We start from the raw sequence: 24,465 nt of genomic DNA, 5'->3' as shown, positions 1-24,465 counted from the left end.
GACTGCGGCTCATCCCCGCAGGTGCGGGGCAGATACCACCAGGGGACTAGAGACCCTCGCTAGACAGGGCTCATCCCCGCAGGTGCGGGGCAGATCGTGACGCTTTAAGGTCACCGGAGTACCCCAGGGGCTCATCCCCGCAGGTGCGGGGCAGATGCTTTTTGACCAGCCAGTTCGTGGCGCCTGATGCCATTTTACATTTAACTTTGTTTGGGCGGTGGCGGGTGGTCTAGTGATGAATGCTCGTGCGCGTCCACAGCCGTTTTGATGCAGGGTTGAGTTTTCCCTACGGCCGGAAATCCTCCAGCCTTTCGCCCTGCCCTATGAGCTCGGCCATGGCGGCGAGGACGCGGGGGACGGCGGCACCGTCGCCGTAAGGGTTGACGGCGTTGGCCATGGCGTCGTAGGCCTTGTCGTCGGTGAGGAGGGCGGAGGCCTCGTGCACGATGGTGTCCTCGTCGGTGCCGATGAGCCTGACGGTGCCGTAGCTGACGGCCTCGGGGCGCTCCGTCGTGTCGCGCATGACGAGCACGGGTTTGCCCAGGGCGGGGGGGGTCTCCTCCTGCACGCCACCGGAGTCGGTGACCACGAGCTTGGCGCGGTTCATGAGGGCGGAAAACTCGTTGTACGGCAGTGGGGTGGTGACGAGCACGTTGGGGTCATTCTCCACGAGGGGGATGATGGTTTCCCGTACGGCGGGGTTGGGGTGCAGCGGGGCGACAAAGGTGATGTCGGGGGAAGAAGGTGGCCAGTCGGTGAAGGCCGCGGCCGATGGCGGCCATGGCGTGGAGGTTCTCCCGGCGGTGGGTGGTGACCAGGATGATGTCCCGGTCGGCGTCGGCGGCGGCCTGCGGGGCGGGATCGGCGTAGCGGGCATCCAAAGAAACGGTGTGGAGGAGCGCGTCAATGACGGTGTTGCCGGTGATGGCGATGTCCGCGGCGGGGAAGTCCTCATCGAGGAGGTTCTGCCGCGACGGAACACGCCTCTCCATAGTTGTGGCCCTTTCCCGGAGAATCTGCGTCGTCCACTGTCACTGGTGCTGTGGGATCCCGTTATTGGGGTGTTGGTACTGGGAAACAGCCTGAACCTACGTCGGTAGTGGAAAATCCTTTGGAGAACAGAATGAATGGGCATAAAAACACCCTCGCGCTTTACTAAGTGCGAGGGTGTGATTTAAGGCACTAGTAGGTGCCAGTGACGCTAGTCAGCGACGTCCTTAGAACTTGATGAGGCCCTCGTGGAGGCCGTAGTTCACAGCGGCGATGATGGTGCCGATGACGGTGCCCACAGCGCCGAGGATGCCGGAAGCGTAGAACAGCTTGGCCCAACCGGGGAGGTTCGGATCCTGGTGATCACCGAAGATGTTGTTACCGTTGGTAGCAACATTCTTGTCCAGCTTGTCACCGATGTTGGAGGAGAGTGTAGCTCCTGTAGCCTTGGTTGGGTTTTCGAGCTTCTTAGCGAGCTCGGGATCCTTGGTGGTGTCCAGGATCTTACCGGTGAGGTCGAACTCGCCCTTAGCTGGCTGGGAAGAGCCAGCGGTGGTGTTAGTCGGTTTTGCGGGGGTCTCAGCGTTTGCGACGCCTGCGAAGGCAACGGCGAGAGCGGTTGCGCCGGCGACGGCTGCATTACGAATACGCATTGTTATTTTTTCCTTTCAGCCTTGTTTCTTACCAGCGATTATTAGATGATGCCGTTGAACTTGAGGTAGTTGTAGGCAGGTGCGATGAGGTTCGTGAGAATGGTCAGCACGATGCCAGCAATGGTGAAGCCCTTCCAAGCGGTGAGCCACTTCGGCAGTTCGCTATCGGGGAGCTTGACGGAGCCGAAAGCATCCTGACCAGTGACAGCCTCGTCGCCGTCGTACTTGGGGGAGAGCTGGGAAGAAAGGCTACCCTTCGTCTCCTGCTTCGCGGGATTACCATCCTTGCCGGTGTTCTCAGCCGGCTTGGTGGTGTTGGTGTTCTCGGAAGCGGTGTTGGTCTCGGACTTGGCCGGCGGCTCAGCTGCGAAAGCGGTGACACCGCTCAGGGAGACAGCGAGAGCGGTAACGCCTGCAACAGCTGCGTTGCGGATAGAACGCATTATGTTCTCCTTAATAAATAGAAAGTTCGTTGTCCCCGCTTTTATAGGAAGCGAGAAACTTGACACTTAATATAACCCCCCGGCGGGAGTTGTACAAGTGAAGTCTAGCAGTTTTCAATTGTTCTGGCGTTCAACCGTATGGGTTTTCTCCACCGTTTACAAGCTGAATGGTAGGAACCTGTGAGTGTGCCCACGGACTTAATCAGTTTGTACATCGCATTGTGCCACTGTGGCTATAACATGCAAGAAGTCTGGCAATCGCCTCCCCACATTTAGGGGGAACAGGTACGCTAGCTCGTATGGATGTGGTTGAAAAACTTATCGAGCTTTACGATGCCTCCTGCACTCGCGCCCGCGAGGCCGTGAGCGCCGGAAACCGTGACGATTACGCGGCCGTGCGCTACCCGCAGTTGGTCGTGGATGTCACTCAGTGGGCCCCCATCGACCGCACGGAACCATTCTGCTACGTGGAATCGGCGGGCAGGTATGCGTCGGCACTGTCGCGGCCCCGGCTCATCGCCGGATACCTGCGGGAGATGGTGGCGCGGTTGCAGAAGAATTACTCGTGCGAGGTGCGGGCCGAGTACTCGGACATCGTCATCCCGCCGGCCTACATTGATGGGCTCGAGGGGGCGGAGCTCACCGGGTTCCCGGCCCCCACGCTGGACGATGTTGACGATGGCATCATCGACGGCAAGTGGGAGGAATTCCACGGGGAGGAAAAGCCGCTCTTCCACTTCACGCCGCAGCGCTTCGATATCGCCTGCAAGCGCATTGAGCACTACACGGGGATTGGCTGCGAGGGCGTGCAGACGTTCATCCTGTTCACCAACTATGACATGCACACGAGCGAGTTTGAGAAGTGGGCCCGGGCGGAGCTCGAGCGCCCGGGGACGCGGTATGTGAAGTTGAACACGCCGGTGGGCAAGCACCAGTTCCCCCGCTACGACCTCATCACCGAGAAGGGCGACGGCATCACGATGATCAATATCGGCGTCGGCCCGTCCAATGCCAAGACGATCACTGACTGCCTGGCGGTGCTGCGCCCGGAGGTATGGGTGATGATCGGCCACTGCGCGGGCCTCGACGGCCGCATGCGCATCGGCGATCTCATCCTCGGCAACGCCTACCAGCGCAAAGACTACATCCTCGACGACCGCATCCCCGCCGATATCCCCATCCCCGCCGTCCCCGAGGTGCAGCGCGCCCTCGAGCGCGCCGTCGCCGACGTCTACGGCGACGAGAAGTCCCAGCTCATGCGCACCGGCACGGTGCTGTCCACGGGGGATCGCAACTGGGAGTGGCACACCCCGCACACGATGTGGGAGACGCTGCGCGGTTCGACGGCCGTGGCGGTGGACATGGAATCGTGTGCGCTGGCGGCCAACGGCTACCGCTACCGGGTGCCCTACGGCACGCTGCTCAGCGTGTCCGATCTCCCACTGCACGCCGTGCCAAAACTGCCTGCGGGGGCGCAGGCGTTTTATTCTTCTTCTAAGGAAGCCCACGTCATGTGCGCGGTGAGGGCGATGGAAGCCCTGGCCGCGAACGTCGAAAAGCTAAGAACACGGAAACTCCGCAAGACGATAGGAGAGGTACCTTTCAGATGATCATGTCCTTCGGCGGGAAGACCCCGCGCATCCACGAGACCGCATTTGTCGCCCCCAACGCCACCATCATCGGCGACGTCACCATCGGTGCGCACGCGTCGGTGTTCTACGGGGCGGTGCTGCGCGGCGATATCAACACCATCACCGTGGGGGATTACACCAACATTCAGGACAACGCGGTGCTCCACGTCGACGCGGACGCGCCGTGCACGCTCGGCCACCACGTCACCGTCGGCCACCAGGCGCTCGTCCACGGCACGACGATCGAGGATAACTGCCTCATTGGCATGCAGTCCGCGGTGCTGTCGCGCTCTCACGTGGGCACGGGCTCCCTCATTGCCGCCGGTGCCGTCGTGCTCGAGGGCGCGGAGGTTCCCGCGCATTCGCTCGTCGCGGGCGTGCCGGGGAAGGTGAAGAAGGAGATTGACCGCAGTTTCATCGAGCACGCCGAGCGTTACGCGCGGGTGGCCGAGGCCCACAAGGACGCTGTGGGGAAGTAGGTTTTTGCTTGTCGACGTCCGGTGCTAGCGCGCCACCGACGGCTTACGGTAGTGCCACAGGCCCGGCAGCAGGGCGAGGCAGACGAGGGCGCCGATGACGACGAGGATGCCGCCGCCGAGGGTGGTCCACCCGGGGCCGATGTACTCGCTCAGCGCCCCGTGGGCCATGTCTGCCAGGCGCGGGCCACCGAGCACGATGACCATGTAAGCACCCTGAACGCGGCTCTGCACCTCGTCGGAGGCGGACTGCTGCATGATCGCGTTGCGGAACGCGGAGGAGAACATGTCCGCCATGCCGCCGATGATGAGCGCACCGATGACAATCCACGCCACCTTGCCCACCGCGCCGAGGCCGGAGACGGTGACGGCGATGCCCCAAATGATGACGCACACGTACACCGCGGCGCCCTGACGCTGCCAGCGGGACACCCAGCCGGAGAAGATGCCGCCCAGCGCGCCACCGATCGCGAGGCTCGCGTAGAGGAGGGACAACATGAACGGCGAGTGGAACACGTCGGTGGCGATCTCCGGGTAGAGAGCGCGCGGCATGCCAAACACCATGGCCGTGAGGTCCACGGCAAAGCTCGCCAACAGGATCGGCTGCGTGGCCACGTACTTGAGACCATTGATAACGGAGGCGAGCCCCGCCTTCTGCGCCTTCGCGTTCGGCGGGATGGGTGGCAGCACAAACACGGCGACAAACGTGGGGATGAGCGCCACCGTGTTGATGGCGTACAGCCACGTGAACCCCGTGAACGGCAGCAGCGCGCCGGCGAGCAGCGGGCCCATGATCGCGCCGAGGTGAAGCACGGTCATGTTGAGGGAAATCGCCGCCGGCAGCTCATCCATGGGGAGGATGCGCGGGAAGATCGCGGTGCGGGTGGGCTGGTTGACAGCAAAGAACGCCTGCTGCACCGAGTACGCCCCAAGCAGCAGCCACACGTTGGTGTTGCCTGCGGCGGACAGCCCCCAAAACAACACCGTGGATAGCGTCAGCCCCGAGGTGGTGACCATGAGCACGGTGCGCTTGTCAAAGGCATCGGCAATGGAACCGCCGTAGAGGCCGAAGATGAGGAGCGGGATGAGCCCGAACAGGCCGGTCAGCCCCACGTAGCCGGAGGAACTGGTGAGCGCAAAGATCTGCGCGGGAACAGCCACCACGGTGAGGTGTCCGCCGATGATTGTGATGATGCTCGTCAGCCACAGCCAGCGAAACGGCGCAACCTTGAGCGGTGCAGTATCGGCAAACAATCGGGGCATCGTTATATGGTAACGCCACCACACTCATTGGTGTCGGCATCTGGGGTCGACGCGCTTATCGTCTTAAATCTTCCACTTCAGCAGACGGAAGAACGAGATTGTGTCGAGGCACTCAACGCCAAAATGTGTTGCCACGTCGGGAATTTTCACGCGTGCGACCGATTGCGGCGCATGTTTCTCATTTGTGATGATGGTGTCGCCGTGGGCGAGTGCGGAAGCCACAAGCCATGAATCGGCCACGTCAAGGAAAACATCTACAGCCTGGGACCTGTACCGTGGCTTCCTTTCTTCTTCTACCCAGGATGCCACCCGTGTGTATGCCTCAAGTTCTGCCTCGTCAGTCTCCCTCACAGCAATCCCCTGCGTATTGCCCACGTACCAGCGGGAGACGGTACTGTTCCACACAGTGAGTTCTTTGTCCACCGACTTGTGGATGACGAGGGGTTCAGTACGAAATGCTGCGGCGAGCTTGTCCCACAGGGAAGGAAAAATATCCTGCGGGTACACAGATTCCATGGCGATGAGGAAATTGGAATCTATAAGCAGCATCAGGCGTAGTCCCGAACCAGGCCGATCACTGTGTCAAAGGTACTTGCCTTGGTGATACCCAACATTCGCGAGGCATCGCGGGAAGACAGTTCACCGGAGGCTTCCGCAGCGGAGATAGCGTGGAGAAAGCGCTCGCCTACGCGGAAGCGAACCAGAGTAGAAAAGGCCGGGCCTCCGTCGTGCGCTGAGCGTTTATTCGCTTTCTGTAGGCTTTGTGGGCTCGTGAAAAGTGGCCGGAGAGCATCAACTTTCTCGCGCGAGATGAGGCCTGCCTCGTGCCAGCGGTAGAGCATCACTTCCCGGCTCACACCAAAGCGGCGGGCCCAGCTGGAAATGAGCGCGAGCTCGTCATCCTTACCGCCTGCGTGCTGGGTGAGAGAGGATACGGGAACGAGAAACTCAGCAGCGAAGGCATTGCACCATGTTTCCACGTTGCCGCGTTTATGAGTCTCATCTTCAAATGATGAGGGCGTGCCAGAAATGCCTTGTATGCCTAGTAGCACGTGGCCGAGCTCGTGTGCCAGGCTGAAAAGCTGCGCCGTAGAGGAGTCATTGGTGTTAACAAACACGAGAGCATAGGTGTCACGAGTGATCGTGAAACCGCGAAATTCCTCCACCGCTAGCGGGCGCTTCGTGTTGTTGTTCACCACCGAGTTGCGGGCAACAAGCACCCCGGACTCTTCCATCGCTGTGGCGAGCCTCGATACCTTGTTGGAGCCGGGGATGGGAGTGTGATCATCCCACTGAAAAGCATGCCGGCACCGCTTAGCCACCCGGGAAGGGGATTGATCGAGAGAGGCCGAACCTAGCCCCGTCACGCCGGGGATGCCACTTGAAGAGGCGAATTCTGCGTACCATTCCAGGCGCAGTTCGCACGTTTTTACCACGTCGATAAGTTCGGGGCTTAGGTTGTCCGCGCTGGTCACCGAGGCGCTGCCGACAGTGCGAAAATCGGGAAGCGAGATGGCGTCTCCTGTTGGATGCTTCATGAGCAGGCGTCCGAACGGGATGTGCGCGCGGTGGGCGAGGTTACGTGCCTGGGTCAGGGTGGGTTTTCCGGTGCCCTCCAGCCACGCGTGGGCAGCAGGGAAAATGGTGGCGAGACGTTCCTCGTCGTACCCGGTTCTGCCCAGGGCCCACCGCAGGACCGCAGGCTCGATGGATACTCGGACGCTCATGGCACTTACCCTAAAGCAATTTCTCCAGCAGCGCCGGCACACCGGTGGCGGCGGTGGCGGAGATGTACTCGTGCACGAGTGGGGTGAGCGTGGTCGGCTGCGGGGAGACCTCGTACAGGCGGGCACCGTTATCCAGCGCCACAAGCGGCAGGCTCGCCGCGGGCTGCACGGTGCCGGAGGTGCCCACGATAACGAGGGTGTCGCAGTCCTGGAGGAGCTCCACGGCCCGGTTCCAGGCCTGCTCCGGCAGGGCCTCGCCAAACCACGTCACCTCGGGGCGGATCGGGTTGTGGCACAGCGGGCACTCGGGCGGGGCGAGGCGCTCACGGGGCTCGGTCCACTCCGGCAGCGTGTATTTATACGGCCGGCCACAGATGGTGCACTTCCACTTGAACAGCGAGCCGTGGAGGTGCACAACCTCCTCGGAACCACCGCGCTCGTGCAGGTTATCGATGTTCTGGGTGATGACGGGCAGGTGCGCCGCGCCGATCGCTTGATGGCCCGCGTTGGGTTGCACGGAGTTGGAGACGATGGAACGCCACGTGTAGTGCGCAAACATCGGCTCGGGGTCCTTCGCCCACGAGTCGATGGAGGCCAGGGCGTTGGGGTCAACGTTTTCCCACAGCCCGGTTTCCTTGTCGCGGTAGGTTTCCAGCCCCGAGTCGGCGCTCATCCCGGCGCCGGTAAAGAACACAATGTTGCCCATGCCAACTACCCTAGTAGCTATGCATATTGATTTCTGCGAGATGACGGCGGCCGATTCGGCGCTGCGAGAGAAGGTTGCTGAGCTGGATGAGGACAAGTCCATCGCCAGCGATTTTGTGAGCTTTATCCCCGCTCGTGGTGATCACGGAGTGGTGGCCAAGGTGGACGGGGAGGTGGCCGCCGTGTCGTGGGCATCGTTCACGCGCGGGGCGACGCCTGTGGTGAGGCACGCGGTGGTGCCCCAGTTCCGCGGCCACGGCATTGGCCTGGAGATCCTCAACAAGCTGGTGGAATACGGCAAGAAGGTGGGCTGGCCCGCGATCGCGGTGGAGATGGACGAGGATAACCCGGCCCGTCGCTCGTTTGCCCGCCAGGGCTTCGAGTCGGTCGACGGCGGCGCGATGATCAAGCACCTCCGCCCGCCGCTTACGTCGCTCGCCGTGTACTGTGGGTCCGCGCCGGGCTCCCGCACGTTCTACAAGGATGTCGCCCGTGAACTGGGAGAACAACTCGCAGACCGGGGGATCACCGTGGTTTACGGCGGCGGGTCCGCGGGGCTCATGGGTGAGATGGCCACCGGTGCGCTGCGCCACGGCGGGCGGGTCCACGGTGTTATGGCCCGCGAGCTCGCCGATCGTGAGCAGGCCTACGAGGGTCTCACCCAGCTGGACATCGTCGATTCGGTTCCGGAACGCATCGCCGCGATGGAGGAGCTTGCCGACGGTTTCCTCGCCCTGCCCGGGGGTGTTGGTACTCTCTCCGAGCTTTTCGACGCTCTGACGAACCAGCAGATCGGTACCCACAACAAACCCGTCATCCTGTTCAACGTGGAAGGGTATTGGAACCCGCTGGTCACGCTGCTAAAGAACACCCAATCCGAGGGGTTCACGGCCGGCAAGTACATCGATGCCCTCATCGTTGTGGATTCGGTGGACAAGCTGGTGGAGGAGCTGGAGACGTGGCGTTCCCCCGGGGAAAAATGGCAATAACCACGTAAACAGATAGACTGTTGTGCTATGACCGAGCCCCGTACACAGTCCCTTCTTGATAGCAGCTGCGACGACTATATCTATAGTCTCGCCGAGCTTATCCCCACCGCCGCCACCGACTGGGGCATCCCCGGCATGGAGGGTGAACTGCAGGACTTCAGCCCCGAGTACTTCTCGGCCGTCGCCGACCGGGCCCGGGAGCTGCTTGCCGATGTGGACGCGCTGGAGGACGAGACGGACGCGGACGATGACGCCGACGATTTCGACGATGTCGACCGCGTCACCGCCAAGGTGCTGCGGGACCGCCTGCGCCTCGAGCTCGACCTGCACCACGATTACGAAGACATGGGCAACCTCAACAACATCGATTCTCCGGTGCAGGATATCCGCATGGCGTTTCAGAACATGCCCGCCGACGAGGACGCGATGCGCTCCCGCCTGTCCAAGGTCCCGGCGGCGCTCGCGGGCTACCAGCAGTCGCTGTCGGAGGCCGCCGTCCAGGGGCGGGTGGCGCCGATCCGGCAGATCGAAGAGGTAAAGAAGCAGTGTGACGAGCTCGCCGAGCCCGGCTCGCTGCTCGAGACGTGCCTCGCTCCCGAGGCTGAGATTGAGGTGGCCAAGGCCGCGTTCGGCTCCATGCGCCAGTGGCTCTCGGAGAACCTTGCCCCGCACGCGCCCAAGGAGGATGCCTGCGGCCTGGAGCGCTACGAGCGCTTTTCCAAGCTGTTCGTCGGCTTCGATATCGATTTCGAGGAGGCGTACAACTGGGGCTTGGATAGCCTGCAGGAGATCGTCGAAAAGCAACAGAAGGTGGCCGAGGCACTCTACGGTGAGGGAACCAGCGTCGAGCGAGCACTGGAGAACCTCGAGGAGGACCCGCGCTACCAGCTGCACGGCACGGCGGAGCTGAAAAAGTGGATGCAAAAGACCGCCAACCAGGCAATCGCGCAGCTTAACGGCATGGAGTTCGAGATCCCCGAGGAGATGGCCACCATCCAGTGCCTCATCGATCCGGCGGGCACCGGCGGCATCTACTACACGGCCCCCACCGACGATTTCTCCCGGCCAGGGCGCATGTGGTGGGCGGTGCCCGAGGGACAGGAGACGTTCCACACGTGGCAGGAAAAGACCACCGTCTTCCACGAGGGCGTGCCCGGCCACCACATGCAGCTCGGCACCCAGATCGCGAGCGACACCCTCAACGCGTGGCGCCGTCTGGCCTGCTGGAACTCCGGCCATGGCGAGGGGTGGGCGCTGTACGCCGAATCGCTCATGGAGGAGCTCGGCTACCTCGACGATCCGGGCTACGTCATGGGCTACCTCGATTCGCAGCGCCTGCGCGCCGCCCGCGTGGTCCTCGATATCGGCGTGCACCTCGGCCTTGCCACCCCGGAGGGGGGAAGGTGGGACGCCTCGTACGCGCGGACGTTCCTGCAGGATAACACCGCCATGGCCGATGCCAACGTGCGCTTTGAGCTCAACCGTTACCTCGGTTGGCCGGGCCAGGCCCCGTCGTACGCGCTGGGGCAGCGGGCGTGGCGCGAGCTGCGACACGATGTCACCGCCACCGGCGTCACTCCGCAGGAATTCCACTCCCGCGCGCTGGCGCTCGGCTCTATCCCGATGAACATCCTCCGCGAGGAAATGATTGAAAACAGTGAGGACGAGGACTAATGCGCATCCTCATCACCGGTGCGAGCTCCGGAATTGGCAAGTCCGCGGCCCTTAAGTTGCAGGAGCGGGGCCACGAGGTGATCGGCGTGGGACGCGATGAGGACCGTTTGAAAGAGGTCACGTCCCACTACTATCGGTGCGATTTCACCGATTTGTCCTCCGTGCGGGGCCTCGTGGAGCAACTCCGTGCGGAGAATATCGATGCGCTGGCGCTCAACGCCGGCGGGATCCTTCCCTCCGGTGGTCTCACCGCCGACGGTTTTGACCCGACGTGGCAGGTCAACGTGCTGGCCAACTTTCTCATCATGCACGAGCTGCAACCGGCGGGCCCGGTTATCTGGACGAGCTCCATCGCCCAGTACGGTGGCCCTGCGATCGTGCCTGAAGAGGTTCCCTACGACCGGGCCAGCGCCAGCGACTTCGACGTGTACGCTCAATCCAAGCGCGCTTGCGCCCTCATCGCCTACGAGGCCGCCCGTCGCGGGCTGCGTGCCGCGAGCTTCCACCCGGGTGTGATCAGCTCCAACTTCGGCATCACCACTAAGAACGATCTCACGCCGTTATACAACCTGCCCGCGACCAAGAAGGTGCTCGCCTCCCCGGAGATGGGTGGCGACCGCCTTGCGGAGCTCCTCAGCGGAGAGGTTCTCCTCAGCGGAAGCTACTACGTCACGCGCATCGCCGGGAAGTTCATCCCCGGTCACGTGCGCGACACGAACATCGCCCGCACGCTGTGGGAACAGTCCGAGCACCTGCTCGGCCTGTAACCCGACTACAGCCGCTTTTTCGTGCGTGCCGTCGGTTTTGCTGTGAGCGGGTCTTCCGGCCACGGGTGCTTGGGGTAACGGCCGCGCATGTCCGCGCGGACGCCCTGGTAGGGGCCGGACCAGAAACTGGCGAGGTCCTGCGTGCGCGCGAGCGGCCTGCCGGCGGGGGAGAGTAGCTCGAAAATGATCGGCACGCCCACGATGGTGGGCGTGGTAGTGAGTCCAAAGCATTCCTGCAGTTTGAGGGCCACCTCTGGGCCGTTGTCGGTGTAGTTGATCCGGTGATTGTTGCCCGCGGGGGACGTCCACGTTTCCGGCGGGATGTCACCAAATTTATCCCACGGAACCTGCCCCATGAGCTCCTTGTAATCCCCCGGTTGGGGCTCAGGCCACTCATCGGAGTGGTGCCGGTGGGCAAACTGCAGGCGGTTGAACAGGTTGCGCGCCCGTGCGCTCATCTTCTTCGGCTTGCTGGCCTCAAACTGCGCGCGTTCCTCCGGTGTCGGTTGGGCGGGCGTTTCCTTGATAACGATAGCGCCGAGGTGGGTGACGAGCCGCACTTGAAGATTGTCGCCGTCGGTGATGATCTTCCGATCGGTTACGAACTCCGGCTCTTCGTTCACAGGCTCCGCGTGGTTGATGACGTACCCGCGGGGTGAGCGGCTGATATCGGTGATGGCAATCCAGTCGGTGTGTGGCATGTCTCGGGACCGTGTCCCGGCTCTAAAGCCTGCAGCGGTGAGGTACGTGCCGTCGGCCTGCTTTTTGGCCACCCACTCGGGGCGCAGCGTGGAGGCGACGGTGCCGGGGTCGACGGTGCGGGAGCGGTGGGTGAAGCGGGCCAGGCGCTTCGGGTCGTCGTCGGTGAGCCTGGCGATGGCCGGTGCAGCACCGGAGCCGAGCCGCAATAGCGTGGCAGCCGAGCGGGGATCGGTGGGGATCGCAGCGGCCTTCCTCCCCAGGTCGGTGATGGCGTGGCCGTTGGCTAGGTGCAGGGCTTCGAGCGTGGTGAGCGCGTCGGTGAAAGCGGGCTCGGGGAACGGGTCGAGCATAGGCAGCTCCGTGGAGCCCCAGGCCAGTGCCGTAAGCACGGCCTCGGTGAGGTCGGCGGAGAGGATCTCCGGGGTGGGGAAGTCGCGGGTGAGATCGCCCTGCCTGTAGCAGCAGACGACGGTACCCGGTGCCTCACGAGCGGCGCGGCCGGCGCGTTGCGTGGCCGAAGACTGGGAAATCGTCTGCGTCACCAGCCCCGTCACCCCGCGCAGCGCATCGCGCTTCGCCTGGCGTTCCAGGCCCGTGTCGATGACGGTGGTCACACCGGGAACGGTGAGCGACGATTCGGCTATCGGTGTCGCTACAACGGTGCCTTCGCGCCGATTAAGGGCCCGGTCTTGTTCCTTTGCGGTGAGCGAACCGTGTAACGGCAGGGAACCAGGAATGAGGGCGGTGAGGCGCTCAACATCGCGGATGCGGGGGACAAAAACCAGTGCCCTGCCTGTGGCCTTCTCTGATGCCTCCTGGGTGACGTGTGCAACGTGGCGGAGGAAAGCGTCGGAAAGCTGAATCCGTTCGGGGTGGGGCGCGTACGTCGTTGTCAAAGGAAACATCGGTGCCTCGTAGCTGGCGATCTCCGCACCCATGAGCGTGGCGAAGCGGGGCGCATCGGCCGTCGCACTCATCGCCACCACGCGGAGGTCCTCGCGCAACTGTGTGAGCTCGATGAGCATGCCGAGGAGCAAATCGGTGTCCAGGTGCCGTTCGTGTACCTCGTCGATGACGACAGCGGCGACGTTCGGAAGCTCCGGATCCCGCAGCAGCGCGTTGACCAACACGCGCGGGGTGACGAACTCGACGGCGCTACCGGCTTGCGAATCTCCCTTCACCCGGTAGCCCACGGCCTTGCTGTCCCCGGAGAGATACCGCAGCCGACGCGCGGCAGCCCTCGCCGTCACGCGCCGCGGGCTGGTGACGATCACCTTTCCCTGGCCGCCCACGATATTTGCCAGCGCCGGCGGAACCAAGGTGGTTTTGCCGGTTCCTGGAGGTGCCTCGATGACAAGATGGCGATGCGCCGCAAGCTGGGAGGACAGATCCTCAGGATCAATCGGCAGCCCGCGGCCGATCTCGTCCAAAGCAAACGTGGTGACCATGGGTGTCATTGTAGGTGGCGAGGCCTTACGGCCTCGCCACGTGTACCAGCGCCTCGCCACGTGTACTAGCGCCTCGCCACGTGTGCTTACGCCTCGCGGCGGTTCACCGCCCGGGCGAACGTGCCTAGGGGCGGCGAGACAGTGCTGGGGCCGTATTGCGGGAGGCAAGCCAGCCGGTGAGGGCACCGACGACGGGCGCGCCGACGAGGATGATCCAGCCGGTGGGGCGCACGTCGTCGACAAACAGGAACATTCCCAGGCCCACTGTGGCAAGGAGGGCCGCCACCGCTGTCACCATGAACCCCTGGTACATGCCCAGCCTTCTGAGGAAACCGGGTGCCACACCCACACTCACCATGAGCTCCCGGGAATGGCGCGTGTACGAGCTTGCGATGATGACGAGCAACAGGACTGCGGCAAAGGTAGTGCCCCAGCCGAACAGGACGGGGACGGTGAAAAACGGAAGCACCGTGGAGTCCACGCCGATGGCGTTGGCGTAGAAGCCGGCTTTGTAATCCGACGCGGAGCGGAAGTGGGCGGCCTGCCACGGGGAAAAAGCATCGCCCACGGTGCCCATCGCACCCTCGTATTGGAGCTTGAGACCAAGTTCGCGTGCGGTGTTGAGGGGGATAAAGATGCCGTCGAGACGTTGGTTGGTGGGCACCCGCTCAACCACGAGGCCGGGGATGGGATCCTCTTGTGGGGCATCGGACTCGTCGGCGGGATGGGAGGAGACGAACTCCACGGCGTGGCCCTGTGCGGAGGCATCGGTGGCCAGGCGCAACTCTTCGTCGGTGAGCGAAAGCATGGTGAGGACGGTGGGCTCGGCGACGAGGTACCGCGAGCACACGTCGACAGGCAACCACGAACATGACCCGTACGCAGAGGTGTGGGCCGAGTACAGGTCGGCCTCTTGGCGCGGGTGGGCGCGCTGCAGGATGGCGTGGGCCTGCGGGCCGAGCAGACGAGCGTCGTCGGATTGGATGTCAGTGCTGACACGCACCACCCCGGAGATGTAGGCATCGTCGTAGCCGTCCTCGGTGACGTAGCTGATTCCGAAGCCGAACATGGAGATGAACAGCAGCGTGCCGATCGCGCCGGTGGCAAGTCCCGCCCTAGGGGTGAGCCGGGTGGCGAGCTTCGCGGCGTACGGGAGCGGAAAGTACTGGACGAGGACAAGCGCGGCCGGGCCGGAAAGGAGGATACCGATGCCCACGAAGAGGAAGTTTTCGGAGGCGAGGCTTAAAAGGAGCAGAAGCGGGCCCAGGACGAGGTACCAGCGTGGGCGCCGGATGTGCAGGTCATCGCTTGTCAGCCAGTGGGCGGGTGTGACTTTTGCCCGCACAGGCAACCATGCCGAGAGCAAGCCGGCGAGGATGACGGCGAGAGTAAAGACGCTCAGTGCGTCGAGCGTGATGGAGAACCCGCCGAGTGAGCCCGTGGAGGCCAGCACCACGGCAGCGGTGGCCAGCCCAAGGACGGTGCCGGTGACCGCGCCGAGCACAGAGGTGAAAAACCCCTCCCACACGGCGATGGCCTGCAGGTGGCGGGATTCGGCACCGTTGACGGCTAGCGTCCCCAGCGTCCTGCGCATCCTGCGGAAACCAAGCGCGAACACAGGCGTGGTAAGTCCGGCTGCCAGCAGGATAAAGAGCAGGTAGGCGGGGATGAGGTCGGTGCTGATGACGATGGACGAGGTGATAAGTCCGTCGTTGTCCCATGATAGCCAGTACACGGGGTCGGTCACCAGGCCCGTAGTGAGCGCGGTGGTGCCGTTGAGCACCCCGGTGACAGTGAAGGTTCGTGGTGTTTCATCGTCCCCCACAGTGTCAAAGGTGACGGAATCACCGGGGGCGAGGTGGGCGACCTCAGCGATGGTACGGGGCAGGAGGATCTCGCCCTCGCCGGGAAGCGCGGGCGTGGTGTCGCTTGCAAGCGCCGGTGCAATCCGCTGCGTGACCAGGGTGTCTGTGTTTTGGTCGGGGGCGATCGTCGCGAGCACGAACTGGGTTGCGATCCCGTCGATGGTCATGGTGGCGGAGGTGGAATCGAATTCGATCGCCGATTCGTCGGCGTTGGACTCCATGAGACTGGACTGAGGGATCCCTGCCAGCGAGAACGTTGTGGGATACTTGTCCACGGCGTACGTGAGCGTGCCGATGCTCGCCGCTGCGAACAGCGGCAGGGCGAACAGCAGGATGGAGATAACAAACCGGACGGGGTGGGAGGTGAGGTCCTTCCACGCCAGGTGGGCCGTGTAGCCGGTCAGAGTCGATTTACCCACGGTCGTCTCCCTCAATCTTGCCGTCGCGCAGGTAGATGGTGCGGTCGGCCCACGCGGCGAAGCGCGGTTCGTGGGTGACGAGGATACCGGCAGCGCCTGCGGTCACCTGGTCGCGCAGGATCTTCATGACGGCGTCGCCGGAGGCTGTGTCGAGAGCGCCGGTTGGTTCGTCGGCAAGCAAAAAACGGCGAGGACCAACAACCGCACGGGCGATGGCCACCCGTTGGGCCTGACCGCCGGAGATCTCGGCGGGGTAGGAGTCGCGCAGGTTGTCGATGCCGACGGTGGAAAGCGCCTTCTCCGCGAGGGCGAGGGCGTTCTTGTCGCCGTCGAAGCGCAGCGGCATGGCGACGTTTTCGATGACCGTGAGCGATTCGAGCAGGTTGTAGCTTTGGAACACGAACCCGATGTCGCGGCGGCGGATTCGGGCCCGCTCCTTTCTAGTTAGATGACTCGTGGGCGTGCCGTCGATGATGACTTCCCCGGAGCTCGGCGTATCCAGGAGACCGGCGATGTTGAGGAGGGTGGATTTACCGGAGCCGCTGGGGCCCATGATGGCGAGGAATTCGCCGGGGCGCACCTCGAGGCTGATGCCATCGAGCGCTACCACGGCGCGATTGCCGGACTGGTGGGTTTTGGTGATGTTGTCGAGTTTAAGCATGGCGTTCCTCCACGTAGTCGAGCCAGCGAAGCTCGGATTCAAGCGCGAAAATGCGCCTCTTGATGGCAATTTCTTCCACGGTGGCTGCGCGGTCAAGCTGCCGGGTGAGCGCGCGCAGCTCGCCCATAACGGCCGTGCGCTGGGCGTTGATGAGTGGCTGGAGCGGCTGGTGGGAGGCCACGGCCATGGCCACCTTGATGGTCAGCTCGTCGCGCTCGGCCTTGGCGGGGACGACGGCCTCGGTAAGCCACTGGCGAGTGAAGGCCTCTCCTTCGGGGGTGGCCCGGTAGGTTTCGGTGTGGCGGCCGGACTCCACCTTCTTTTCGCCGGCCTTCTCTATGAGCCCGTCTCGTTCGAGGCGGGCGAGCGTTTGGGTGACCTGGCCAATGTTGAGTGGCCAGATGTGGTTGGTGCGCTCGTGAAACGCGTCGCGCAGCGCGGCGGCGTTTGCCTCGTGCTCCGTGACGAGCTCTAGCAGCGCGTTCTTGATTGACATGGGATCCTGCCTGGTGATGTGCGGGGTTATGGTTACTGGGTAACTTACTGGTTAAGTTACTGGGTAATTAAGGGGTGGTCAAGGGTGTGCGGGGGTAGCGTGTCACCCCCAGCGTGACCGTCATGGGTTACAACTGAACGTAGCTTCCTGGTTCTGGGGAGCAAAAAAGAATCGGAGGAAAACCACATGCACACCATCTATCCCGAGTGGGTGACCACGCCCCAACTCAAGGACTATTACGACAACGAATGGGGGATCCCTGTCCGCGATGAACAGGGACTCTATGAGCGCATCTGCCTCGAGGCCTTCCAGGTGGGGCTCAGCTGGTCACTGGTGCTCAAGCGGCGCGACAGCCTGCGGGCGGCTTTCGCCGGCTTCGACCCGGACATCGTCTCCACGTGGGGGATAAAGGACATCGAGCGCGTCATGGGCGAGCCGGGGGTGATCAAGAACTCGCGCAAGATCCGCGCCTGCATTGTCAACGCCCTGGCCACCGTGGCGCTGCGCGAGAAAGGCGGGCTCCCGCAGCTCGTCTGGTCCCACGCACCCGCCACGTGGGAACCGCCAACACCGACCCGCGAGCCACGCACCTCCGCCCCGGAGGCCGCCGAACTCGCCGCCGACCTCAAGAAGGCGAACTTCACCTTCGTGGGTCCCACCACGTGCTTCGCGCTCATGGAGGCCTGTGGGCTAGTGGATAACCGGATCCATGAGTAGACGGCCGGTCAGTTTCCCGGGGATGGGGCCAGGTGGTGTGCCCTGCGCGGTCGCGGGGATCCTTGATGTGCCCGCCTCACCCCGTGGCGTAATCCTCATGGCGCACTGTTTCGGGTGCACCAAGAACGCGCCCCACCTGCACAGGTTGTCCAAGGAGCTGGCGCGTCTGGGGTACGCCGTGCTGCGGTTCGATTTCTACGGGGTGGGGGAAACGCGAGGCGATTTCTCCTGGGGGTCGTTCGACCTGGACGTGGCCAACGTCGCCGCCGCCGGTGAGTACCTGCGGGGGCTGGGGCTAACGGAGACCGCACGCATCGGCCACTCGCTGGGAGGGCTCGCGGTGTTGTCCGGGGCGACGGTGCCGGTGGTGACGATCGGCACGCCCTCGCAGCCCGGACACGTCCTCGGGTTGGTGCACGAGGGGACCAACGTCGTCGGCGGCAAGGAGCTAGTTATCGGCGGGGCAATGGTGTCCTCCCTGCGGTCGGCGTACGTGGCCGATCCCGGTGTGCCGGTGTTGGCCATCCACTCCGTCGATGACGAGGTGGTTCCCTTTACAGAAGCGCAGGCGCTGCGCGGGCGGCTGGCACGCGTGGAGTCCCACGACCTTGTGGGAGTGAACCACATGATGACGGACTGGGCGGTGCCGAAAAGGCTCGCGGGAACGATTGCGACGTGGTTAGGTAAAACGTATGAGTAACGAGAACGGAAAATCACGCGGAATCGCTGTGGTCACGGGCGGTTCCTCCGGCATCGGGGCGGCCACGGCCCGGGCGCTGGCGGGCGACGGCTGGCACGTCATCGTGGCAGCCCGCCGCACGGAGCTCATCGCTCAAGTGGCCGAGGAGATCGGCGGAGAGGCGGTGACCCTCGACGTCACTGATGAGGACTCGGTGCGCCACCTCGCTGAATCCGTGGGCACGGTGGACCTGCTGATCAACAACGCGGGTGGCGCCAAAGGTTTGGATTCGGTGGAGGATGCCAACATCGACGATTGGAAGTGGATGTACGAGACCAACGTGCTCGGCACCGTGCGGGTGACCAAGGCGCTGCTGCCCAAGCTCGCTCCCGGCGCGCAGATTGTCAACGTGGGCTCCATTGCGGGGATCACGCCCTACGTGGGTGGCGCGGGCTACAATGCCGCCAAGTTCGGTGTCGCGGCGCTCACCAGGGTGCTGCGGTTGGAAACGCTCGACCGCCCGCTGCGCGTGTGCGAGATCAACCCGGGGCGGGTGAAAACGGACTTCTCCCTCGTGCGGTTCAAGGGCGACCAGGCCCGCGCCGATGCTGTGTACGCCGCCCACCAAAACCTCGTCGCCGAGGACATCGCCGAGGCAATCCGCTGGGTGGCCTCCCTGCCTGCTCACGTCAACATCGACCGGTTGGTGATCAAGCCCACCGATCAGGGCTAGCCGCCTGTGGGGTCGTTTATCCTCATCACCGTGGCGGCGATCATGTTGCCCGGCCCGGATACCATGCAGATCATCCGCGTGGGCTCTACCTCCGGGCGGCTCGGCGCGGCCTGTGGGCTCGGCACCACCCTGGGCAACCTCATCTGGGGCGTGGCTTCTCTCGCCGGGCTCTCGGCGCTGGTCACAACCTACCCGGTGGTGATGGACGTGCTGGCGCTTGCCGGTTCCGCCTACCTGCTTTACATGGCGGTGTCCCTGGCGCGGGGTGTGGTCGCCCGGTGGTGTGATGGGGATGGGGGAGTCTCTGGCGCAGGTAGCGCGCCACGCCGTGGGCCCACAAGCGTGGGCGCAGCCGTGCGCGCCGGGCTTTTTACTAACCTCTCCAACCCCAAGGCGCTCGTCTTCTATGGTGCCCTGTTTAGCCAGTTCATCACGCCTGATATGGGTCTTGGGTTTGCCATCTTCATGCCGGCGTTCATGCTCGGCTTTGGGCTCGTGTTCTACTGTGGGCTCGGCTACGTGGCGGGGCTCGTGGGGCAGAAGATTGCCCGCTCCATGTGGGTGGCTGATGCCGTAGCAGCTGTGATATTCGCTCTGGTGGCGGGCGGAATGATGGTCACAACGATGGGGGCGTGGAAACTTTGAGCAATTTGTTGTGTGGATAAACTACTTCCGTTACGCTCCGGGGTGAGAGAAAGGAGTTGATTAATAATGGAAGAAGCAATCACCAACATTGTTGAAGGCGCAGTGAAAGAGGATTGGTCCCTCATGACCGATGGGATCCTCGGCACTATCCTCAAAGCACTCGGCCTCATCAGTGAGGACGACGGCGCCCTGAGCTCCCTCCTGAGCTCCAAGTAAAAAAAAGTGCCCCTCATGCCCCCTTCGTGTCACTTTGTTGGCATGATGGGGGCATGAGCTTTGAAGTGGAAATCCGTGACGACTCCATCAAACTAGGCCAGTTTCTCAAGCTGGCAAACCTCGCAGAAACCGGGGGAGAAGCAAAACTCCTCATCGCCGAGGGGCACGTGAGAGTGAACGGCGAGGTGGACACGCGCCGCGGCAAGGTGCTGCACGAGGGTGACGTGGTGACCGCGCCCGCCGGCGAGGCGGTGCTGAGAACTTTCGCCGCCGACGATGACGACGATTTTGACCCGAGCAAGTGGGAGGATCGCTAATGCCCGTTCTCACCATGCCAGAGGGCACGCCGAGCGCGCTCGTTCTTTACACCACGGACAAGAAAGCTACCGTGGACTTCTTTTCCTCCGCCCTGGGCTACGGCCTCGACGAGCGTGCCGAAGGTGCTTTCCTCACCCTCGAATCCATCCCCATCGCCACGGTGGTGGAGGCAGACTTCAACGCCTGGTCGGTCGGGTTCACCGTGGGCGACCTCGCCGATGCCCACGAGCAGGTAACCCGCGCCGGCGGCCAGGTGCTCTCGGATACGCAGTGCCTCGACCCCGCAGGCGTGCCGTTCTCCCTGCTTACCGGCGAGCACTTCTTCGCCGTGGGGGAGCCGGGAACCCCCGTGTGGTTTGAGTACGCGGGCCCCAAGCCCGAGGTTGATTTCTACGCCGAGATATTCGGCTGGGTCATCGACTCGCAGGACGGTGCCATCCACGTGGCCTACAAGGACGGCGGCGCGATCGCCTGGTTTTGGCAGATCGATGCCGAGCCGCGCAACAACTGGGTGGTGTACTTCGGGGTGGAGGATCTCTCCGCCACGCTCGCGGGCATCGATCCGTCACTCATCGTCCAGCAGCCACAGGAGTCCTTCCTTGGCCCCACGGCCGTGGTGCGCACCCCCGCCGGGCACACCCTTGGCCTGGCTGAGGTTCCGTTCCAGGACGTGGAGGAGGAAACGATCCACGAGTCGGACGATGTGTTCGGCGGGGATAAGGACTAGTCCACGTAGCCTTCGCCCGGCCGCCACGTTTTGGTGACAGCGATGTTCGTTGCCGCGTTGTTCGTCTCCACATCGGCGACGCGGACGAAGTCCATGATCACCTCGTCGGGGTTGACGTGAGCGATGGAGTAGCCGTGCGCGTCAAAGTCGAGGTGGTGCACCCACGGGTTCGCGCTGGTGAGAATATCCTCCACCAGGAGGCTCGTGGAGTTGTTCTCCGGGTGGTACGTGCCCAGGTAGCTGGTGAGGATCTCGTCCACGTTCGGTGCGGAGATGGAGGTGCACACGAGCTCGCAGCCGATCTCCTTGTTATCCCAGATGACGGAGTTCGCCCACTCGGAGTGGATGTCGCCGGTAACAAACAGGGTGTTGTTCTTGGTCTTGGAGAGAATCTCCAGCAAGCGGTCGCGGTCGGCGGCGTAACCGTCCCACTGGTCGGAGTTGACGGCCGTGCCGGTGGAGCGCTGATCCACAAAGTAGAGTGCCCGGTTGGCCGCCGGGTTGCCCTCCACCGTGAGGATCTTCATTGGGCTGAACATCACGGAGTTGCCCAACACCTGCCACTTCGTGGTGGAGGTCTCCAGCACCTTCTTCAGCCACGTGAACTGCTCGCTGCCGAGCATCGTGCGATCCTCGTCGGCGAAGTGTGTGGCGGTGGTCTCCGCGTCGCGGTAACTGCGCAGGTCCATCATGGTCAGTTCCATGAGGTCGCCGTACTGGAAATTGCGGTAAATGTGGCGCTCGGGGCTGTCCATGGTGACGCGGACGGGTAGCCACTCAAAGTAGGCCCGCTGCGCGTTGTCGCGCCGGGTGGACCACAGGCCCTCGGCGGGGTTGTCGGTGTGGTTCTCGGCACCGGTGGCGTACGAGTTGTTCGCAGTCTCGTGGTCGTCCCAGGTCACCACCCATGGTGAGGCGGCGTGGGCGGCCTGGAGGAATGGGTCGGTGCGGTAGCAGCCGTAGCGGACTCGGTAGTCCTCCAGCGTGGTGATTTCCCACTGCGGGTGGTGAACGCGGCTGATGCCGGATTTACCAGCGTATTCGCCGGTGGCGTACTCGTAGAGGTAATCGCCGAGGAACACGACGAGGTCGAGCTCGCCGTTGTAGCCGCGCTGCGCCATGTCGCGGTAGGCGGAAAAGTAGCCGCACTCCCAGTTTGCGCAGGAGGCCACGGCGAAGGACATGGATGTGGGGGAGGAATCGTAGGCCGGCGCCGTCTTCGTGCGCCCGATGGGGGACACCGCGCCCCGGTGCTCGCCGTCGAGGACGGTGAAACGGTAGTAGTAGATTGTGTTGGGGGCGAGTCCGCGCACGTCAATGTGCACGGTGTGGTCGTGCTCTGCGGTGGCTGTGGCAGTGCCCTCGCCCACGATGTCGGTGAACCCGGTGTCGGGGGCGATTTCCCACTTCACCTGCACGTCGGGGCCGATGCCGGAGCCGGGGAGGCTGTCGCGGTCGGGGGTGATGCGCGTCCACAGGATGACGGAATCGGGCAACGGATCGCCGCTGGCCACGGAATGGAGGAACGGGAGTCCCGCGCGGGATGCCTGGTTGTATAAGTCGAGCGGGGCGATGGACTGGTCACGGGGGCCGCCGTGGGCGACGGCGGAGCTGGCCACGGCGGTACCTGCAGTTATGAGCGCCGAGTAGGCCAGGAAACGGCGCCGAGACAGGGTGTTTTCAGTCGACATAATCTCTCACCCTAGGGCCACCCAGGTGGCGTGCAGACCGAGTTCACCATGAATTCATGTGAATGTCATATGGCGGGGGAGACTGCTGCAAATTTACACGGTGTTCAGGGGTTTTCGAGTTGGAAAAAGTTCACTCTTAGGTAACTCTCAGGTTACGGTCGCGTTACCCGCTGTTCCTAAGCTGAGTGCGTCATTGTTGGAAGCTTGAACTGTTGAGGTTTGCTGTGTCTCGTTATCGTTGGATTATCGGCTCGGTCACCGCCGTTTCGCTCGCCCTGACCGGTTCGTACTACGTCGTTGCGCAGGAGGATCGCGCCGAGGTCGCCCCGGCGGTGGAGCTCGCGGCCGCCACCGGCCCCCAATCGTCGGTGGTTCTCCAGCCTGGCTCGACCGGCGCCGAGGCCATTGTGTCCTGGCAGACGGTGGGCACCGCCCCCGAGCAGCTCAAGGTCACTGGTTCCTTTGGGACCAGGCTTGTCGACGCTTCAGTCCCGCCCACTGCTCAACTTCTCACCCAAGCCCGCACGGCCACCATCACTGGCCTGGAGCCCGGGGAGACCTACCGCTACCAGGTGGGTTCGGAGGAAACCGGGTGGAGCGCGGAGTACGAGTACACCACCGATGACGGTGACGGCAACTGGAACTTCCTCGTTTTCGGTGACCCGCAGATCGGCGTCAACACGCTTATCGACGCGCAAAAGAACACGTGGATGAATACCGTCGACGCCGCCACCGCGGACGTGCCCGATGCACAGCTTCTCGTCTCCGTCGGCGACCAGGTGGAGGGCTGGGGCTCCGCGGTCGACCAACACCGCGCGCTCCTCGAGTCTCCGCAGGTGCGAAACATCCCTCTGTCCACCATCCCCGGCAACCACGAGACGTACTCCGGCGCGATGGAGTTTTATAAAGCGTTCTTCTCCCACCCGAACCAGGAAGAAGACATTCAGGATTACTACTTTGAAAAGAACAACGTCCTGTTCATCGGCCTGGATACCAACGATCTGCGGTTTGATAAGCACACCGAGTTTGTTAAAAAGACGGTGGCGGATCATGGTTCCAACAATGACTGGATCGTGGTTATGCTCCACCACGGGCCGTTCTCCCAGGGCTCCCACGTCACGGATAGTGACGTGAAGCAGGTTCGGGAGAACCTCGCGCCGGTGTTCACCGAGCTCGGAGTGGACGCGGTGCTCTCCGGCCACGATCACATCTACACCCGCTCCCACCTCATGAACGGAACGGAGCCGGTGGGTACCGGGCTGGGCACACGTGGCGATCGTCTCGAGCCCAAGGACGGCGAGGTCCTGTACATCACTAGCACGTCGACGGGCGCGGGCAAGTACTACGACTTCCAAGATCGGTTCGGTGAATCCGTTCCGAATGCCCGGATGGAGTATTCGGATGATTTCAATCACCCGGCTTACCCGTGGACGGCGTACTGGCGGCAGGATTACGATCCGGACTACCTCAAGGTGCAGGTCACGCCCGAGCAGCTGACGTTTACCACCTACGACGCTGACCAACCCTACGTCATCGATAAGGTGACTCTGGTCAACAACGATGCGCCAGCGCATCCCACCACCGCGAAGCCGTCGACATCGACGTCGTCTACCTCGACATCGACGACGACGATCACCTCGACGGCCACGACAACGCTCAAACCCACCGCCAGCCCGACCGCCACGGACGAGCCGAGCGCGGCGGGTTCCTCCGACAATGCCGCCATCGCCTCCATCGTGGTCAGCGTGCTCGGCATCCTCGGGGCCCTTGGTGCCCTCGTGTTCCAGCAGTTCGGCCCGCAGATCAACCAGCTTCTAGGAAGGTAACCCA

General features: G+C 63.3%; 24 protein-coding genes and 1 pseudogene. 13 read left to right on the top strand and 12 right to left on the bottom strand.

What is annotated here, in order from left to right; all coding sequences use genetic code 11:
- Positions 1–286 precede the first annotated feature (286 nt).
- The 3 genes and pseudogenes from wecB to HMPREF1219_RS12080 all read right to left on the bottom strand — a co-directional run bounded on the left by wecB (position 287) and on the right by HMPREF1219_RS12080 (position 2,086).
- Positions 287–992: pseudogene (gene wecB / locus HMPREF1219_RS12090) on the bottom strand (non-hydrolyzing UDP-N-acetylglucosamine 2-epimerase).
- A 225-nt stretch (positions 993–1,217) separates the two neighbouring features.
- On the bottom strand, positions 1,218–1,643 hold the full coding sequence (locus HMPREF1219_RS12085) for a hypothetical protein (RefSeq protein WP_016459214.1): 426 nt from the start codon (positions 1,641–1,643) through the stop codon (positions 1,218–1,220).
- Between the two features lie 41 nt (positions 1,644–1,684).
- The gene (locus HMPREF1219_RS12080) at positions 1,685–2,086 is read right to left on the bottom strand and encodes a hypothetical protein (protein WP_016459213.1); all 402 of its coding nucleotides are present in this window, start codon (positions 2,084–2,086) and stop codon (positions 1,685–1,687) included.
- Between the two features lie 299 nt (positions 2,087–2,385).
- On the opposite strand from HMPREF1219_RS12080, the gene amn reads away from it, so the two are divergent.
- Positions 2,386–3,696 carry an AMP nucleosidase gene (gene amn, locus HMPREF1219_RS12075; protein WP_016459212.1) on the top strand — a complete coding sequence of 437 codons (1,311 nt, stop codon included), beginning with the start codon at positions 2,386–2,388 and terminating at the stop codon, positions 3,694–3,696.
- On the top strand, positions 3,693–4,196 hold the full coding sequence (locus tag HMPREF1219_RS12070; RefSeq protein WP_016459211.1) for a gamma carbonic anhydrase family protein: 504 nt from the start codon (positions 3,693–3,695) through the stop codon (positions 4,194–4,196). Before amn ends, HMPREF1219_RS12070 begins: the two co-directional genes overlap by 4 nt.
- A 24-nt stretch (positions 4,197–4,220) precedes the next feature.
- On the opposite strand, the gene HMPREF1219_RS12065 is transcribed toward HMPREF1219_RS12070, so the two are convergent.
- The 4 genes from HMPREF1219_RS12065 to HMPREF1219_RS12050 all read right to left on the bottom strand — a co-directional run bounded on the left by HMPREF1219_RS12065 (position 4,221) and on the right by HMPREF1219_RS12050 (position 7,931).
- Positions 4,221–5,456 carry an MFS transporter gene (locus HMPREF1219_RS12065; protein ID WP_016459210.1) on the bottom strand — a complete coding sequence of 412 codons (1,236 nt, stop codon included), beginning with the start codon at positions 5,454–5,456 and terminating at the stop codon, positions 4,221–4,223.
- A 63-nt stretch (positions 5,457–5,519) separates the two neighbouring features.
- The gene (locus HMPREF1219_RS12060; RefSeq protein WP_016459209.1) at positions 5,520–6,005 is read right to left on the bottom strand and encodes a DUF4411 family protein; all 486 of its coding nucleotides are present in this window, start codon (positions 6,003–6,005) and stop codon (positions 5,520–5,522) included.
- Positions 6,005–7,183, bottom strand: a complete 1,179-nt coding sequence (locus HMPREF1219_RS13340; RefSeq protein ID WP_016459208.1) for an ImmA/IrrE family metallo-endopeptidase — start codon at positions 7,181–7,183, stop codon at positions 6,005–6,007. The genes HMPREF1219_RS12060 and HMPREF1219_RS13340 overlap by 1 nt, the downstream gene beginning before the upstream one ends.
- 10 nt (positions 7,184–7,193) lie before the next feature.
- Positions 7,194–7,931 (bottom strand): NAD-dependent deacylase, encoded by a 738-nt coding sequence (locus tag HMPREF1219_RS12050; RefSeq protein WP_040427853.1) that lies wholly within the window; start codon positions 7,929–7,931, stop codon positions 7,194–7,196.
- Here HMPREF1219_RS12050 and HMPREF1219_RS12045 point away from each other — a divergent pair.
- The 3 genes from HMPREF1219_RS12045 to HMPREF1219_RS12035 are packed head-to-tail and all read left to right on the top strand — an operon-like array spanning position 7,909 to position 11,318.
- Positions 7,909–8,877 carry a TIGR00730 family Rossman fold protein gene (locus HMPREF1219_RS12045; RefSeq protein WP_016459206.1) on the top strand — a complete coding sequence of 323 codons (969 nt, stop codon included), beginning with the start codon at positions 7,909–7,911 and terminating at the stop codon, positions 8,875–8,877. The genes HMPREF1219_RS12050 and HMPREF1219_RS12045 overlap by 23 nt on opposite strands.
- Before the next feature lie 27 nt (positions 8,878–8,904).
- Positions 8,905–10,551 (top strand): DUF885 domain-containing protein, encoded by a 1,647-nt coding sequence (locus HMPREF1219_RS12040; RefSeq protein ID WP_016459205.1) that lies wholly within the window; start codon positions 8,905–8,907, stop codon positions 10,549–10,551.
- Positions 10,551–11,318, top strand: a complete 768-nt coding sequence (locus tag HMPREF1219_RS12035; protein ID WP_016459204.1) for an SDR family NAD(P)-dependent oxidoreductase — start codon at positions 10,551–10,553, stop codon at positions 11,316–11,318. Before HMPREF1219_RS12040 ends, HMPREF1219_RS12035 begins: the two co-directional genes overlap by 1 nt.
- A gap of 5 nt (positions 11,319–11,323) precedes the next feature.
- On the opposite strand, the gene HMPREF1219_RS12030 is transcribed toward HMPREF1219_RS12035, so the two are convergent.
- From HMPREF1219_RS12030 to HMPREF1219_RS12015, 4 genes are all read right to left on the bottom strand, one after another.
- A complete protein-coding gene (locus HMPREF1219_RS12030; RefSeq protein WP_051120573.1) occupies positions 11,324–13,468 on the bottom strand; it encodes an ATP-dependent helicase C-terminal domain-containing protein in 2,145 nt (714 codons plus the stop codon).
- Positions 13,469–13,592: 124 nt separating this feature from the next.
- On the bottom strand, positions 13,593–15,752 hold the full coding sequence (locus HMPREF1219_RS12025) for an FtsX-like permease family protein (RefSeq protein WP_016459202.1): 2,160 nt from the start codon (positions 15,750–15,752) through the stop codon (positions 13,593–13,595).
- Positions 15,745–16,413 carry an ABC transporter ATP-binding protein gene (locus tag HMPREF1219_RS12020; protein ID WP_016459201.1) on the bottom strand — a complete coding sequence of 223 codons (669 nt, stop codon included), beginning with the start codon at positions 16,411–16,413 and terminating at the stop codon, positions 15,745–15,747. Before HMPREF1219_RS12020 ends, HMPREF1219_RS12025 begins: the two co-directional genes overlap by 8 nt.
- Positions 16,406–16,909 (bottom strand): PadR family transcriptional regulator, encoded by a 504-nt coding sequence (locus HMPREF1219_RS12015; protein ID WP_016459200.1) that lies wholly within the window; start codon positions 16,907–16,909, stop codon positions 16,406–16,408. Before HMPREF1219_RS12015 ends, HMPREF1219_RS12020 begins: the two co-directional genes overlap by 8 nt.
- 186 nt (positions 16,910–17,095) lie before the next feature.
- On the opposite strand from HMPREF1219_RS12015, the gene HMPREF1219_RS12010 reads away from it, so the two are divergent.
- The 7 genes from HMPREF1219_RS12010 to HMPREF1219_RS11985 all read left to right on the top strand — a co-directional run bounded on the left by HMPREF1219_RS12010 (position 17,096) and on the right by HMPREF1219_RS11985 (position 20,944).
- On the top strand, positions 17,096–17,626 hold the full coding sequence (locus HMPREF1219_RS12010) for a DNA-3-methyladenine glycosylase I (RefSeq protein WP_016459199.1): 531 nt from the start codon (positions 17,096–17,098) through the stop codon (positions 17,624–17,626).
- On the top strand, positions 17,619–18,326 hold the full coding sequence (locus HMPREF1219_RS12005) for an alpha/beta hydrolase family protein (RefSeq protein WP_016459198.1): 708 nt from the start codon (positions 17,619–17,621) through the stop codon (positions 18,324–18,326). Before HMPREF1219_RS12010 ends, HMPREF1219_RS12005 begins: the two co-directional genes overlap by 8 nt.
- A complete protein-coding gene (locus HMPREF1219_RS12000) occupies positions 18,319–19,038 on the top strand; it encodes an SDR family oxidoreductase (protein WP_016459197.1) in 720 nt (239 codons plus the stop codon). The genes HMPREF1219_RS12005 and HMPREF1219_RS12000 overlap by 8 nt, the downstream gene beginning before the upstream one ends.
- A 6-nt stretch (positions 19,039–19,044) precedes the next feature.
- Entirely contained in the window at positions 19,045–19,683 is a 639-nt protein-coding gene (locus tag HMPREF1219_RS11995; protein WP_016459196.1) for a LysE family translocator, read from the top strand.
- A 66-nt stretch (positions 19,684–19,749) separates the two neighbouring features.
- The gene (locus HMPREF1219_RS12685) at positions 19,750–19,899 is read left to right on the top strand and encodes a beta-class phenol-soluble modulin (RefSeq protein ID WP_016459195.1); all 150 of its coding nucleotides are present in this window, start codon (positions 19,750–19,752) and stop codon (positions 19,897–19,899) included.
- Positions 19,900–19,952: 53 nt separating this feature from the next.
- The gene (locus HMPREF1219_RS11990; protein WP_016459194.1) at positions 19,953–20,216 is read left to right on the top strand and encodes an RNA-binding S4 domain-containing protein; all 264 of its coding nucleotides are present in this window, start codon (positions 19,953–19,955) and stop codon (positions 20,214–20,216) included.
- A complete protein-coding gene (locus HMPREF1219_RS11985; RefSeq protein ID WP_016459193.1) occupies positions 20,216–20,944 on the top strand; it encodes a VOC family protein in 729 nt (242 codons plus the stop codon). The genes HMPREF1219_RS11990 and HMPREF1219_RS11985 overlap by 1 nt, the downstream gene beginning before the upstream one ends.
- Here HMPREF1219_RS11985 and HMPREF1219_RS11980 read toward each other — a convergent pair.
- The gene (locus tag HMPREF1219_RS11980) at positions 20,941–22,635 is read right to left on the bottom strand and encodes an alkaline phosphatase D family protein (protein WP_016459192.1); all 1,695 of its coding nucleotides are present in this window, start codon (positions 22,633–22,635) and stop codon (positions 20,941–20,943) included. The genes HMPREF1219_RS11985 and HMPREF1219_RS11980 overlap by 4 nt on opposite strands.
- 224 nt (positions 22,636–22,859) lie before the next feature.
- Here HMPREF1219_RS11980 and HMPREF1219_RS11975 point away from each other — a divergent pair, with 224 nt between their 5' ends.
- On the top strand, positions 22,860–24,461 hold the full coding sequence (locus tag HMPREF1219_RS11975; protein ID WP_016459191.1) for a purple acid phosphatase family protein: 1,602 nt from the start codon (positions 22,860–22,862) through the stop codon (positions 24,459–24,461).
- Positions 24,462–24,465: the final 4 nt, after the last annotated feature.

The organism is Corynebacterium pyruviciproducens ATCC BAA-1742, from assembly GCF_000411375.1.
GTDB classification, from domain to species: domain Bacteria; phylum Actinomycetota; class Actinomycetes; order Mycobacteriales; family Mycobacteriaceae; genus Corynebacterium; species Corynebacterium pyruviciproducens.
Note: the sequence above shows the minus strand (reverse complement) of the source record. Positions and strands in the feature narration are given on the sequence as shown.

What these genes read in the sequence shown, in the direction of transcription:
- HMPREF1219_RS12070 (WP_016459211.1), top strand. Translation starts at nt 3,693, where the DNA reads ATGATCATGTCCTTCGGCGGGAAGACCCCGCGCATCCACGAGACCGCA.
- HMPREF1219_RS12000 (WP_016459197.1), top strand. Translation starts at nt 18,319, where the DNA reads ATGAGTAACGAGAACGGAAAATCACGCGGAATCGCTGTGGTCACGGGC.
- HMPREF1219_RS12035 (WP_016459204.1), top strand. Translation starts at nt 10,551, where the DNA reads ATGCGCATCCTCATCACCGGTGCGAGCTCCGGAATTGGCAAGTCCGCG.
- HMPREF1219_RS12085 (WP_016459214.1), bottom strand. Translation starts at nt 1,643, where the DNA reads ATGCGTATTCGTAATGCAGCCGTCGCCGGCGCAACCGCTCTCGCCGTT.
- HMPREF1219_RS12010 (WP_016459199.1), top strand. Translation starts at nt 17,096, where the DNA reads ATGCACACCATCTATCCCGAGTGGGTGACCACGCCCCAACTCAAGGAC.
- HMPREF1219_RS12065 (WP_016459210.1), bottom strand. Translation starts at nt 5,456, where the DNA reads ATGCCCCGATTGTTTGCCGATACTGCACCGCTCAAGGTTGCGCCGTTT.
- HMPREF1219_RS12685 (WP_016459195.1), top strand. Translation starts at nt 19,750, where the DNA reads ATGGAAGAAGCAATCACCAACATTGTTGAAGGCGCAGTGAAAGAGGAT.
- HMPREF1219_RS12080 (WP_016459213.1), bottom strand. Translation starts at nt 2,086, where the DNA reads ATGCGTTCTATCCGCAACGCAGCTGTTGCAGGCGTTACCGCTCTCGCT.
- amn (WP_016459212.1), top strand. Translation starts at nt 2,386, where the DNA reads ATGGATGTGGTTGAAAAACTTATCGAGCTTTACGATGCCTCCTGCACT.
- HMPREF1219_RS12030 (WP_051120573.1), bottom strand. Translation starts at nt 13,468, where the DNA reads ATGGTCACCACGTTTGCTTTGGACGAGATCGGCCGCGGGCTGCCGATT.
- HMPREF1219_RS12005 (WP_016459198.1), top strand. Translation starts at nt 17,619, where the DNA reads ATGAGTAGACGGCCGGTCAGTTTCCCGGGGATGGGGCCAGGTGGTGTG.
- HMPREF1219_RS12015 (WP_016459200.1), bottom strand. Translation starts at nt 16,909, where the DNA reads ATGTCAATCAAGAACGCGCTGCTAGAGCTCGTCACGGAGCACGAGGCA.
- HMPREF1219_RS12040 (WP_016459205.1), top strand. Translation starts at nt 8,905, where the DNA reads ATGACCGAGCCCCGTACACAGTCCCTTCTTGATAGCAGCTGCGACGAC.
- HMPREF1219_RS13340 (WP_016459208.1), bottom strand. Translation starts at nt 7,183, where the DNA reads ATGAGCGTCCGAGTATCCATCGAGCCTGCGGTCCTGCGGTGGGCCCTG.
- HMPREF1219_RS12020 (WP_016459201.1), bottom strand. Translation starts at nt 16,413, where the DNA reads ATGCTTAAACTCGACAACATCACCAAAACCCACCAGTCCGGCAATCGC.
- HMPREF1219_RS12045 (WP_016459206.1), top strand. Translation starts at nt 7,909, where the DNA reads ATGCATATTGATTTCTGCGAGATGACGGCGGCCGATTCGGCGCTGCGA.
- HMPREF1219_RS11985 (WP_016459193.1), top strand. Translation starts at nt 20,216, where the DNA reads ATGCCCGTTCTCACCATGCCAGAGGGCACGCCGAGCGCGCTCGTTCTT.
- HMPREF1219_RS11990 (WP_016459194.1), top strand. Translation starts at nt 19,953, where the DNA reads ATGAGCTTTGAAGTGGAAATCCGTGACGACTCCATCAAACTAGGCCAG.
- HMPREF1219_RS12060 (WP_016459209.1), bottom strand. Translation starts at nt 6,005, where the DNA reads ATGCTGCTTATAGATTCCAATTTCCTCATCGCCATGGAATCTGTGTAC.
- HMPREF1219_RS11980 (WP_016459192.1), bottom strand. Translation starts at nt 22,635, where the DNA reads ATGTCGACTGAAAACACCCTGTCTCGGCGCCGTTTCCTGGCCTACTCG.